Source organism: Exiguobacterium sp. FSL W8-0210, from assembly GCF_038006045.1.
GTDB lineage: Bacteria > Bacillota > Bacilli > Exiguobacteriales > Exiguobacteriaceae > Exiguobacterium_A.
The window spans coordinates 1,215,032-1,227,535 of the sequence record NZ_JBBOUK010000001.1 but is presented as its reverse complement, the minus strand read 5'-3'; the positions used below and the strand labels follow the sequence as shown (position 1 = coordinate 1,227,535).

At 47.4% G+C, this 12,504-nt stretch carries 14 protein-coding genes; 3 read left to right on the top strand and 11 right to left on the bottom strand.

Annotated features, from left to right (window positions below; all coding sequences use genetic code 11):
* Nucleotides 1-10 precede the first annotated feature (10 nt).
* From MKY22_RS06305 to MKY22_RS06280, 6 genes are all read right to left on the bottom strand, one after another.
* Nucleotides 11-826 (bottom strand): hypothetical protein, encoded by an 816-nt coding sequence (locus tag MKY22_RS06305; protein ID WP_341087509.1) that lies wholly within the window; start codon nucleotides 824-826, stop codon nucleotides 11-13.
* Complete coding sequence (locus tag MKY22_RS06300; RefSeq protein WP_035408568.1) at nucleotides 823-1,500, bottom strand: ATP-binding cassette domain-containing protein; 678 nt, start codon at nucleotides 1,498-1,500, stop codon at nucleotides 823-825. The genes MKY22_RS06305 and MKY22_RS06300 overlap by 4 nt, the downstream gene beginning before the upstream one ends.
* On the bottom strand, nucleotides 1,493-1,873 hold the full coding sequence (locus MKY22_RS06295) for a GntR family transcriptional regulator (protein WP_341087505.1): 381 nt from the start codon (nucleotides 1,871-1,873) through the stop codon (nucleotides 1,493-1,495). The genes MKY22_RS06300 and MKY22_RS06295 overlap by 8 nt, the downstream gene beginning before the upstream one ends.
* 154 nt (nucleotides 1,874-2,027) lie before the next feature.
* The gene (locus MKY22_RS06290) at nucleotides 2,028-2,216 is read right to left on the bottom strand and encodes a hypothetical protein (protein ID WP_341087504.1); all 189 of its coding nucleotides are present in this window, start codon (nucleotides 2,214-2,216) and stop codon (nucleotides 2,028-2,030) included.
* Between the two features lie 13 nt (nucleotides 2,217-2,229).
* The gene (locus MKY22_RS06285) at nucleotides 2,230-3,105 is read right to left on the bottom strand and encodes an SDR family oxidoreductase (protein WP_341087503.1); all 876 of its coding nucleotides are present in this window, start codon (nucleotides 3,103-3,105) and stop codon (nucleotides 2,230-2,232) included.
* Between the two features lie 87 nt (nucleotides 3,106-3,192).
* Complete coding sequence (locus MKY22_RS06280; RefSeq protein ID WP_341087500.1) at nucleotides 3,193-3,672, bottom strand: NUDIX hydrolase; 480 nt, start codon at nucleotides 3,670-3,672, stop codon at nucleotides 3,193-3,195.
* A gap of 316 nt (nucleotides 3,673-3,988) precedes the next feature.
* Between MKY22_RS06280 and MKY22_RS06275 the strand changes: the two genes are divergently transcribed.
* Together MKY22_RS06275 and MKY22_RS06270 are read left to right on the top strand one after the other, a co-directional pair.
* Nucleotides 3,989-4,729, top strand: a complete 741-nt coding sequence (locus MKY22_RS06275; RefSeq protein ID WP_341087498.1) for a peptidoglycan DD-metalloendopeptidase family protein — start codon at nucleotides 3,989-3,991, stop codon at nucleotides 4,727-4,729.
* A gap of 256 nt (nucleotides 4,730-4,985) precedes the next feature.
* On the top strand, nucleotides 4,986-5,930 hold the full coding sequence (locus MKY22_RS06270) for a peptidoglycan DD-metalloendopeptidase family protein (protein WP_341087496.1): 945 nt from the start codon (nucleotides 4,986-4,988) through the stop codon (nucleotides 5,928-5,930).
* Between the two features lie 42 nt (nucleotides 5,931-5,972).
* Here the strand turns inward: MKY22_RS06270 and MKY22_RS06265 are convergent, their stop codons facing one another.
* Both MKY22_RS06265 and brnQ read right to left on the bottom strand, forming a co-directional pair.
* Nucleotides 5,973-7,082 (bottom strand): glycerol dehydrogenase, encoded by a 1,110-nt coding sequence (locus MKY22_RS06265; protein ID WP_214855490.1) that lies wholly within the window; start codon nucleotides 7,080-7,082, stop codon nucleotides 5,973-5,975.
* Between the two features lie 154 nt (nucleotides 7,083-7,236).
* Nucleotides 7,237-8,577: a branched-chain amino acid transport system II carrier protein gene (gene brnQ / locus MKY22_RS06260; RefSeq protein WP_341087495.1), complete on the bottom strand. Its 1,341-nt coding sequence runs from the start codon at nucleotides 8,575-8,577 to the stop codon at nucleotides 7,237-7,239.
* A 279-nt stretch (nucleotides 8,578-8,856) separates the two neighbouring features.
* Here brnQ and MKY22_RS06255 point away from each other — a divergent pair, with 279 nt between their 5' ends.
* Entirely contained in the window at nucleotides 8,857-9,789 is a 933-nt protein-coding gene (locus MKY22_RS06255) for a DUF2268 domain-containing protein (protein ID WP_341087494.1), read from the top strand.
* 57 nt (nucleotides 9,790-9,846) lie between these two features.
* Here MKY22_RS06255 and MKY22_RS06250 read toward each other — a convergent pair whose 3' ends face one another.
* From MKY22_RS06250 to MKY22_RS06240, 3 genes are read right to left on the bottom strand one after another with little or no spacing between them, the layout of a single operon-like run.
* The gene (locus MKY22_RS06250; RefSeq protein WP_341090081.1) at nucleotides 9,847-11,037 is read right to left on the bottom strand and encodes an acetyl-CoA C-acetyltransferase; all 1,191 of its coding nucleotides are present in this window, start codon (nucleotides 11,035-11,037) and stop codon (nucleotides 9,847-9,849) included.
* A gap of 13 nt (nucleotides 11,038-11,050) precedes the next feature.
* A complete protein-coding gene (locus MKY22_RS06245) occupies nucleotides 11,051-11,827 on the bottom strand; it encodes a 3-hydroxybutyrate dehydrogenase (RefSeq protein ID WP_290714870.1) in 777 nt (258 codons plus the stop codon).
* A gap of 5 nt (nucleotides 11,828-11,832) precedes the next feature.
* Nucleotides 11,833-12,495 carry a 3-oxoacid CoA-transferase subunit B gene (locus MKY22_RS06240; RefSeq protein WP_064300169.1) on the bottom strand — a complete coding sequence of 221 codons (663 nt, stop codon included), beginning with the start codon at nucleotides 12,493-12,495 and terminating at the stop codon, nucleotides 11,833-11,835.
* Nucleotides 12,496-12,504 lie beyond the last annotated feature (9 nt).

Below are 12,504 nucleotides of genomic sequence, written 5' to 3'. Positions count from 1 at the left end.
ATTATCCCCCTTAGACCGAGATTTTCCATTTCAGAAGTCGCAAACTTCTCCAACAAGCATAAATCATGTAGACAAAGACAAACCCGATGAATAAAGCGTCTTTTTCTGAACTTAGTAATAAATGTGTTTGATCCAAAAAATAAATACAGACGAACGCATACGATACAAAAATTGTCGTTTCAATCGCGACTCGAATCAATCCTTTTACTTTTCGATGTGACCGCTCCAACAAAACGAGCAAAAAGATTAAACAGACAATCATTGTAGAAATAAGGATGATAAAAATCATATTAGTTAAATTCGTCGTATAAAATTCTTCCAATGAACTACTGAATATATTCGTATTAGAACTTTTTTGATACTCCGCTTGGATTGACCAATCAAATAAATAAGATCCAGCCTTAAGAAAACACCATTGCAAACCAATAAAGCTAATCATGACCAGAAATACAGCAGTTAATTTTGAAAAGAAAATGCTATATCTTCGCCCTGGAAGCATTAATAGTCGATAGATGTATTTTGTTTCCCCAAGCCAATCACGATACCAAATTTGAAATGCGTAAATCACAACGAATACAATTCCTATCAAAGTCATAAATACGAAAAAAGATGTCGTATCTGCATAATCTAGCTTTCCGATTTGTTGAAGTGCCTCTGATAATGTCGCACGATTATTTTCCATGAAATTCTCGACTTTCCGCTCGTGGTACATGACTTGCGCAACAATGGATGCTAACTCAATCGCTGCCATCACAAGGACCGCAATTACATATACCTTAAAACTCCGCTTAATCTCTTCATTCGTCAATTGTATGTATTGTTTCATCGCTGATAGACCTCCCGCATCCGGTCCTGAACCGACTTCCCGTACAGTTCTCGCATCTCTTCTGTCTCATGTTCATCGATGATTCGACCGTCCTGTAAGAAGACGACCCGGTCGATCAAATGCTCGATTTCCTGAATTTCGTGTGTCGTCATCAGGATACCGCGCCCTTCCATGAAGTGGCTTGAGAATAATCCTGCAATCTGTTCTTTCGTAAACAAATCAATTCCGGCGAACGGTTCGTCGAGTAATAAGTACGGACGATCGAGAGCAAATCCAAGAATTAAGCTGACCTTCGCCTGGTTTCCTTTTGATAAGTCGGTAATCTTATCTGTTGAAAGTAGCTGGAAAATTCGCATCAATTCATTCGCAGTCTCCTGGTTCCAATCGGAATAATAATCCGCCATATATGTCAGCGCGTCACCGACCGTCATGTAACCGGGCATCGTCTGAATATCTGGAACGAAGGCGATCTTATTTCGATTGATCTCACCATCGACGAGAACTGTTCCCGCGTTGACTGGGACGAGACCTGCGATTGCCTTCAGGATCGTTGATTTCCCCTCACCGTTCAAACCGATCAGACACGTTAGTTGATCCATCGGAACCGAGAACGAGACTCCTTGAAGAACCGGTTTTTTTCCGTATTTCTTTTGTAAGCCATGGACTTCAAGCATCGATCTGCCTCCGTTCCGTTTCCTGATACACCGTCTCGATCTTCGAGACGACCTCATCGAGTGGGATTTGAATCGCTTTGACGGCATCGATGAATTCAGAGACGGCTTCTTCCAGCATCTCAGCACGTACTTTTTGGACAACTTGTGGATCGCGTGTAATCTTACTCGGGACATTCCGTTCTGTCGTAATCAATTGCTGCTCCTCCATCTCTTTATATGCTTTTTGTGCGGTATTCGGATTAATTCCGAGCTGTGCGGCGATTTCGCGGCGGGACGGGATCTCTTGCCCGCTTTGCAATTCCTCGGTCGCGATTCGTTGTTTGAACCAACGGACGACCTGCAGGTACACCGGACTTCTTTGGTCGAACTGCATCGGTAGACCTCCCTTTCCTGTATAATGTATTAAAACAATAATACACTTCTCTTCTGTATCATACTCACCATACAGTTTGACTGTCAAGATAGTTTTTTTGATTAGTCACGCAAAAACCGCCATCCTGCATTGGATGACGGCTTCGATGAATTGATTAATAGGGATTCGGATCTTCCTCTGGTGTATCGGGAATCTCGGTTGGTTCTGGGAACGTATCCGGTTCCGGCTGACGGACCGGGTCTTCCTGTGGCGCATCTGGCACCTCACTTGGTGGTGTCTGCGGTATCTCGTCCGGTTGATGATCCGGTTCGCGTTCTGGCACTTCATTCGGATTTTTCTTCATCTTGATCTCCCCCTTAAGACGTGATGTAATCGCCGCCATTGATATGAATCGTCTGACCCGTGATGTAACTTGAATCGCGAGAAGCCAGATAGACATAAGCAGGTGCATTTTCCGACGGTTGTCCCCGGCGTTTCATTAATGTGTCTTCCCCATGCGACTCGACTTTCTCCTTCGAGAACGTCGCCGGAATGAGTGGCGTCCAGATCGGACCGGGTGCGACCGCATTAACGCGGATTCCCTTCTCGATCAAGCTAGAGGCGAGTGAGCGCGTCAATGTCGTAATTGCCCCTTTTGTCGCCGAGTAATCGATCAACGTCGGCGCTCCACGATAAGCCGTCACCGATGAGGTATTGATGATTGTATCTTCTTTATGCAGATGCGGAAGCGCCGCTTGAATCAAATAGAACATCGAAAAGACATTCGTCTCGAACGTTTCCTTCAATTGATCTGGTGTAATCGAAAGAAAATCATCCTGCGGGAATTGTTTCCCTGCATTATTGACGACAATGTTCAATTGACCGAATTCTGCAATGACCGTATCGATGATCTCTTGTGCATTTTCCGGTTGACTGACATCTTTTGCGATTTTTAAGGCTTTGACCCCGTAGCCTTCAATCAACGATTTCGTCTTTTCCGCGTCTTTCCCCTCATTTAAGTAAACGATCGCGACATTTGCCCCTTCTTTCGCATAAGCGACAGCAACGGCACGACCGATTCCACTATCCCCGCCCGTGATCAGCGCGACCTTCCCCGTCAGTTTTCCTGAACCGACATAGTCCGGATCATCGTAAATCGGTTCTGGTTTCATGGCGTACTCGACACCGGGTTGTTGTTCCTGCGTCTGCCCTCGTGCTTCTTGATGCATCGCTTCGAACTGCTCTTCTCTCATGAACGATCAGCTCCCTTATCATTGTGGAATGAATTACATGATTAACCATTCCCTTGCGATACATCTATAAACGTTTTTCCGGAAAAGTCAGATGTCATTCGTCAACAGTGTTGGGAATACATTCGTTTGGAGCATGTTTGATAGTTCGCTTGGATACAATGTATACTGATCCAGTTTATCGAACGGAACGAACCGGTACGTCAATTCTTCACCTTCGGGACCATAGAAGTCTTCCGTTGAAAGTGGTAGTGGTTCTCGACATATCACTTCATAAAACATCCCCAGTTCATGAAACTGATGGTCTGCATAATTAAAGAAATTTTCATGCAGGAAACGAAAGACCGGTGGCTCGATTGACTGTCCTAATTCTTCTAATAATTCACGTTCAATCGCTTTGGCACCACTTTCACCAAATTGTACCCGTCCTCCCGGTAATGACCAAAAATCATCTTCTCCTTGCCGATGGATCAAAAGATGTCCATCTTGAATCAACAGCGCCACTGCGCGAATGTTAAGCTTTTTTTGATTTACTGCAAACGTCAAATCCATCTCATTACCTACTCTCATCTTATTAGACCCCCATACTTTCTCATCATTTCCCACGATTGCGTTTTGTCATCAAATTCATCTCGTTGTAACACTGATTCATCTTGATTTTAAGGGATTCTGAAATTGAATATGTATTCAAAATTACAAGAATTGTTATTAAAATATATCTAAGCAATCGAATTGAAATACAAACGTCTGACTTTTCAATGCTATACTCTCGTTAGTCAAATGACGACAGCATCATCTACTTCAATTCACCACATTTTACACCACACACATTCTATATACATGTCATTTCCGACAAGATCTCGATTTACATCAAGGAGGAACATTCATGAAAAGAACAATCACGACACTTGCAATGAGCGCGCTCGTTGTTTCAGGTTTTGCAGCTACGGGTACAGGTAAGGTTGACGCAGCTACGAAATCTACGTACAAAGTAAAAATCAAAGCAGACGGACTTCGCGTTCGTACTGGCCCATCTCTTAAATACCGGATCGTCGACGGCGTCAATTCGGGACAGACTTTCAAATACTTGGGTCATCGCGGAAACTGGACAAAAATTCTTCATAAAGGACATAAGCGTTACGTCTACTCAGGTTATGTGAAAAAATATCGCGTTTCTGGTCATACAGCGAAGAAAGCCTCATTCTCGACTTCATCAAATGGCTTCTCGCGTCCGACAAGCGGTCCAGTAACACAAGGTTATGGAAAAACTAGCGGCATCTTCGGCTACACGTTCCATAACGGCGTCGACTTTGGTGCACCAATCGGAACGCCCGTTCATGCAGCAGCGGCAGGTAAAGTTGTCACATCGTCTTACCAAGGAGCATATGGAAACCATGTCATGGTCAAACATAAAGTGCACGGTATTTCGTACACAACGGTATACGCTCACTTAAGCAAACGCTCTGTCTTCGTCGGTCAAACGATCCCGAAAGGCGCAACGATCGGTGCAGTCGGCAGTACAGGAAACTCGACAGGTGCTCATCTTCACTTCGAAATCCATCGCGGTAACTATGTCTATAGCGGTACTTCTGCAGCAAACAGCATCAATCCACTCGCCTTTTTATAAGCATTTAAGGTACCTCAACCGGGGTACCTTTCTTATTTTTAATGGACATTTCATCATATCCAATTCCATCCAATCTTGTCAAAGGAATTTATGGATAAATGGAAAACAAACAAAATTAATGTCTTTAAATATAATTTATTGAAATAATATCGAAATGTGAATGTAACATTTAAACATTTTCGTAAATGTTATACTCGTCTATGAAATTTACATAACGGTTTAGTCACACAGATTACATATTCAGGAGGAATGAATCATGCATGGTTTTTGGAAAGGTGTTTCAGCGACAGCCATCGCTGTGGCAAGTTTTGCTTCGTTTGCCATCCCACGTGCGGATGCAGCAACGACGTTCTATAAGGTGAAAGTCATGGAGGACGGTTTGCGTGCTCGAACGGGTCCTTCGACATCATACGGTACGATCACGAGCTTTGAAAAAGGTGATACATATAAGTATCTCGGACGGACAGGCAACTGGACGAAAATTCTGTACGGTTCAAAAAAAGTCTATGTTTCTTCTATATATGTTAAAAAATATTCTGTAACACGTATCTATAAGATTAAAGTCAATGTCGACAACCTTCGTGTTCGTAGCAGCAGTTCGACGAGCAGTACAGTCGTCGGAAGTGTCGATAAGGGCGAAACGTTCCGCTACCTCGGTCGTACAGGCGATTGGATCAAGTTCTTATACGGTGGAGATAAACGATTCGTCCATGCGGACTATGTCTCGAAATACGCTGTTTTGACACTGACGAATAGCAGTGGCGCATCAAAAGCGTCAACGTCGACATCAAAGAACTTCGCGACGCCAACGAGCGGTCCGATCACGCAAGGTTATGGACCTTCTAGTGGTGCTTATGGTTACACATTCCATAACGGAATCGATTATGGTGCAGCAAAAGGTACACCAGTCTATGCGACAGCAAGCGGTAAAGTCATTACGTCTCAGCTCAAAGGCGCGTACGGCAACTATGTCATGGTTTCACATACGATCAACGGATCGCCGTTCATCAGTCTGTATGCACATATGAATGGCCGCTCGGTCTCGGTCGGTCAAACCGTCACGCAAGGTCAAAAGATCGGAACAGTTGGCGAGACAGGTAACGCTTTCGGAACACATTTACATTTTGAACTCCATAAAGGATCGTACGTCTACAGCGCAACTTCTGCTGGTAGCAGTGTCAATCCACTCGATTATCTGTAAAATGACAATAACCCTCGCCGTCTCGGCAAGGGTTATTTTTTCTTATTGTTTTCGTTTTGCTTGATACGCTTTTGAATAGCGATCGGCTGCGATGATCGCATCTGCGACTTCGTCCGCCGTAACGTTGAATCCGCTGTGGATCGTCTCACCTTCAGCAGTCGCTGCCTCTCCGACTTTGACGATATCTTCACGTGACGCATCCTTTAGCTTGACGTCCTCGAGTGTCACCGGTAAACCAAGATCCGTGTAAAGCGCGATATAGCGCTCGATTTCTTCTTGTGGATGTTCTTCGAGCGCCAACTGGACAAGTGTACCAAAGGCGACCTTTTCTCCATGCGTCAGGTGGTGAATCTCACCGTCAAGTGCCGTAAAGCCATTATGAATCGCATGCGCCGCTGCTAGTCCCCCACTTTCAAAGCCGAGCCCACTTAGCAGGGTATTCGCTTCGACGACGGCTTCGAGTGCTGGTGTGACGACTTGTGCCTGAACGGATTCGTACGCCAGACGCCCGTGCTCGAACAAGACTTCCTCACAACGTTTGGCAATCGCTTGTGCCGCAATTGTCGGTCGTCCTCCCGCCATCGTCTGTCCACCAAAGGCGACGACACTTCGAACTTCGACCCACGTCGCGAGTGCATCGGCAATTCCGGACGCAAAGAAACGTGCTGGCGCTTGGGCAATCAGTTTCGTATCGACGAGAACAAGATCGGGATTCTTCTTATAGAAACGATAGCTTTCGAAAATCCCTTCGTCGGAATAGATGACGGACAGAGCACTCGTCGGTGCATCGGTCGAAGCAAGGGTCGGTACGATGACGACGGACACGTTCAGCTCATCCGAGACGGCTTTTGCTGTGTCGAGCGTCTTTCCACCCCCAACTCCCATGACGAAACGAACATCCGCTGCTTTTGCTTGCTCAGCGATTCGTTTTACTTCATGCCGTGAGGCTTCACCACTAAAGTCTGCCTTCTCGATGCTGACGTTTTCGCCGGACAGCGACTGCTCGACACGTTCCTTTACGATTTTCCAGACGACATCGTCCGCGATGACGAGCGCTTTTTCACCGAACGGGCTCACATATGTACCGAGCCGGTCAATGACATCCTTTCCTTGGACATACTTCGAGGGACTAATGAAGACACGTTCTGACATGTTTCAACATCCTTTCTGTAAGGGACACGATGGTCAATGATATACAGTAGAGGAATTGCCGTTTCCGCTTATGCTTAAACCCACAATCGAGTGAACAAAAAAAACGGACTTTGATCATACGATCAAAAATCCGCTTCCCTTTATACATGACAACTTAAGCCACACGTGATGACGATCGTGTCTCCGCTTTTTTCTTACCGACGATCGCTCCGATCATCCCACCGATGATAGCTGGAACGACCCAACCGAGACTGACAGAAGCAAACGGTAATACCGCATCAAACACTTTCGTGACGGCTGAGACATTGATTTTTGCTGTCTTCAATCCATCAAACAAGCTGACGAGGAACGTCATCCATAACGCCCCTTGATACACGGCTGGCTTCCCTTTAAAGAGTGGATGCAAGAACGTTAAGAAGATCAGACAGATCGCGAGTGGATAAAGCGTCATCAAGACTGGTTTAGAGACAGCGAGTAATTGATTCAGACCGATGTTCGCAACGAGTGCGCTGAAGACCGATAGACCAATCGTCCATTTGACGTATGAGATTTTTGGGACGAGTGCCGTGAAAAACGCGGCACACGCCGTGATCAAACCAACACTCGTCGTCATACAAGCGACTGTGATCATCAGACCAAGCAAAATCGCCCCATACTCACCGAAGTAATGATCCGACACAGCAGACAAAATCTCTGCGCCGTTCGCGAGCTGTCCGATCTCAGAGACACTTGACGCACCCATGAAGGCAAGTGCCGAATACGTGATTGCTAGCAAGGCTGCTGCAATCAATGACGCTTTCGTACAAATCAACAGTAACTGTCGCTTCGATGTGACACCTTTTTCCTTGATCGCTGCGATGATGATGATCCCGAAGACGAAGGCACCAAGTGCATCGAGCGTCATATATCCTTCCTGGAAACCGTTAAAGAAGGCATTCGACTGATATGTCTTCAAAGGATTCTGAAAACTTCCGATCGGATGCAGGACAGCGACGACGATCAACAGACCAATGAACGTGATCTTAATTGGTGTCAGGACTTTCCCGACGACATCGACGATTTTCGTCGGATTCAATGATAAGAGACACGCAACCGTGTAGAAGAAGACCGTGAAGATGAGCAACGGCCAGTGGCTCGTCGATTCACTGAAGAAAGGCTTGATGCCGATCTCATACGAGACCGTTCCGGCACGAGGAATCGCGAAGAAGGGACCGATCGCAAGATACAGAATGACCGAGAACCCGATTCCGAACGCAGGATGAACGCGTGACGCCATCGCTTGTAAATCGCGTTCCCCTGAAAACGCGAATGCAAGAATCGCAAGCAATGGTAGACCGACACCGGTGACGAGGAATCCGGCATTGGCGACCCAGACATGCTCCCCTGCGAGTTGTCCGAGCATCGGCGGAAAGATGAGATTTCCTGCCCCGAAGAATAAGGCGAAGAGCATCATGCCGATGACGATGATAAATGATGTTGGAACAGTTTTAGACATAATAAACCCCCACTGATGATGATCGACTTCATCTCGCTCCCTAAGCAGATGAAGTACTTCGTTCGAAAGGATACCATACGTTTAAGAGCTCATGCTAGGAGTTTATCTGGAGAATATTCTGAAAATTGTGCAGAAAGTTTGGTGGAGCTACGGTCTATAGAATTTGTTACGTCTGTGCGTCGAAGCATGAAACCGGATTCATAAGTTCATATGACGGAGTAGGATTAAAAGGTTTCATGAAGAAAGTAAATATATGGATAATAAAATAGGAGGTTTTCTATGAAATCGATCTATCTTCTTAGCGCCACCCTTTTACTTGCCAGTTGTTCCCCCGCTGCCGAAAAACCAAAGACGTATGACATCTCATTTACGCATGAGAAACAAGAGATTCAAATCGTTCCTTTGTACAAGGCGTATGACGATTACATTCAAGCGGCTTCGAAACAGCCAGAGGACAATGAGGCACTATTTAAAAAATATGTATTGGGCGCTAAAAATAGCGTCATCAAAAAAGAACAGCTCCAAGCCATGCCCGTTCCTAGCCTCTATGAACAGCCATCGGAGAACATCAAGGACTTAAAGCAGATGAATACATATTTGAAAAAACACCATCAGCGCATCATGAAACAGATCAAGTCCAGTCTCCTGACTTCGATGAAACAACTTCCACGAGATGAAAAGCTCGTCGTCTTCGTCTCCCCGACGACACCAATCGAGCATGATGATGCCAAACGTTATGGTGGTGTCAGCGGTGTCGCGCAAGGAAACAATTCAATGAGTCTGTTCTTCTTGAAGGATTTTTCGGAAACATCATTACGCAACACGACGGCGCATGAGTACCATCATACCGTAGCCCTCGATGAACCGAATCGTGCGACGATGCTCGATTACATCATCCTCGAAGGAAAAGCGGAATTCTTTGCCCACAAGCTTTATCCAGTGGAATCATCGGAAGCGATCGCCACTCTACTTGACCATACTTTAGAGCATGTGATTTCGGAGCTAAATGCGGAACGATTGACGACGGATGATCTATTCTTTGGAAATTACGAAAAACAAATTCCATCGTTCGTGAAATACAGACTCGGCTACATGATTGTCTCCGACTTCGTGAAGCAACATCCCGAGATTTCCTTGAAGGAATGGTCACGGATGTCCTCCGTGCAAATTCTCGAAAAAAGCAGTTACAAAGACATATTAACGATTCGCTAAAATCAATAAAGCACGAGACAACGGGAGCAAACATCTCCTTCGTCTCGTGCTTTATTGTTAACCTTCGTATTTTTTGACGATCGTCGCTACCCCTTGACCGCCCCCGACGCATAACGTCGCAAGACCATGCGTCTCACCCGTCCGCTCGAGTTCATGGATCAACGTAACGAGAATCCGCGCCCCACTCGCACCGATCGGATGACCGAGCGCGATTGCACCGCCGTTTCGGTTGAGCTTCTCATGCGGGAACTGTAGCTCCGCATCGACCGCGAGAGATTGTGCCGCGAACGCTTCGTTCGCTTCGATGACATCGATCTCCTCAAGCGTCAGTCCCGCTTTATCGAGTGCCTTCTGGACCGCTTGAACGGGACCAATCCCCATGATGCTCGGGTCGACGCCGGACGTTCCGTTCGCAACGATCTCAACGAGTGGAGTCACACCGAGTTCTTTTGCCTTTGTCGCGGACATGATGACGAGCGCAGCAGCTCCGTCATTGATGCCAGATGCATTGCCTGCCGTGACCGTTCCGTCCTTTTTGAATGCCGGGCGCAAACGACTGAGTGTTTCGACAGATGTTCCGGCACGCGGAAACTCATCTTGATCAAAACTGATCGGGTCGCCTTTTCGTTGTGGAATCAACACTGGCGTGATTTCCGAGACGAACCGTTCTTCTGCTAATGCCGTCTGCGCTTTTTGCTGACTCGTCGCAGCGAACTGATCCTGCGCTTCGCGGGAAAGTTCGTAGGCGTCTGCCAAATTTTCTGCCGTGATCCCCATATGATAGTCATTGAACGCACACTCAAGTCCATCCTGGATGATCGTATCGACGAGCGGTTGGTCACCCATCTTCAGGCCAGATCGTGCGCCCGCGAGGACATATGGCGCCTGACTCATGTTCTCCATGCCACCAGCAACGATGACATTGGCTTCGCCCGACTTGATCGCCTGATACGCGAGATGGACGGCTGAGAGACCGGATCCGCAGACCTTGTTAACGGTCATCGCTGGACATGTCTCCGGTAAGCCGGCAGCGAGTGCCGCCTGTCGTGCTGGATTTTGACCAAGTCCTGCTGAGAGGACGTTACCAAAAAAGACTTCATCGACGTGATTTCCTGCGACACCTGCTTTTTCAAGTGCCGCGCGGATGACTGTCGCTCCGAGTTCCGTTGCTTTGATGTCCTTCAAACTTCCATTGAAATTCCCGATCGCCGTGCGCGTCGCACTGACGATGACGACTGCTTCACTCATCTGCTCCATCTCCTTATTGAATTGTATATCCTCCATCGAGTACGTTTGCTTGTCCGGTGATTCCTTTTGCTTTGCGGCTCGCGAGGAACAACGCATAATCCGCGATTTCTTCGACGGCGAGCAACCGTTTTTGCGGAACGAGCGGATAGATGACTTCTTCCAGTACTTTTTCGAGTTCAACGTGACGCGTCTTTGCCAAGTCTTCCATCTGATTTCGGACGAGCGGTGTATCGACATACCCCGGGCAAATCGCGTTGACGGTGATTCCGTGTTCCGCTCCTTCAAGGGCTGCGACCTTCGTTAGACCGAGCAATCCATGTTTCGCCGAGTTATACGCCGCCTTCCCAGCAAAGCCAATCAAACCATTGATCGATGCCATGTTGAGAATCCGTCCGTAACCTTGTTCCTTCATGATCGGAAAGGCATGTTTGATGGCGATGAACGGTGCCGTCAACATGATCTTGATCATCAACTCGAATTTCTCCGTCGGAAACTCTTCAATTGGTGAGACGTGTTGAAGACCCGCGTTATTGATCAAGACGTCGAGTCGACCAAATTGTTCGACCGTCTGCTTCAAGACGGCTTCGACCTGTGCTTCATCGGTGACGTTGAGCGTCATGCCGACCGCTTCATGACCGTCTGCCCGAATCGCTGCCGCCGCCTCTTCTGCTGCTTCCGCGCGAACGTCCGTTACGACGACCTTCGCTCCTGCCACAGCGAACGCCTTTGAGATTTCAAGACCAATTCCGCTTCCTGCACCTGTGACGAGTACGATATCTCCTTGGACCATCTGCTTCACTCCCCTACCGTCACGCGCTCGAGTTCCGGACTGACCGTGAATCGTGCTTCCGTGACTTGTTTGACGTCTTCGACCGTATGACCATTCAGCGTCTCGATCAAGACCATTCCGTCCGGTGTGAAATCAAAGACGGCCCGGTCCGTAATCAAACGGTTGACGACGGCGCGTCCTGTCAATGGCAAGGTACACGCCTGTTTGACTTTCGATTCGCCGTGTTTGTTGACATGCTCCATGATGATGACGACGCGTTTTGCTCCGTTGACGAGATCCATCGCCCCGCCCATGCCTTTGACCATTTTGCCCGGAATCATCCAGTTCGCGAGGTCACCGTTTTGATCGACCTCCATCCCGCCGAGGATCGCGAGGTCGATGTGCCCACCGCGAATCATCGCGAATGATTCGGCACTGTCGAAGTAAGAAGCTCCGGATTGTGCCGTGACCGTTTCTTTGCCGGCATTGATCTCGTCGGCATCGACCTCATGATCGAGTGGATACGGTCCGATGCCAAGCAATCCGTTTTCGGATTGCAGCATGACATGCATGTCGTCCGGAATCGCATTGGCGATCAATGTCGGAATCCCGATCCCGAGATTGACGTACATCCCGTCTTCGATTTCCTGAAGTGCGCGTTCAATGATGATCTCTCGTGTCGTTTTCATATCCGTCTC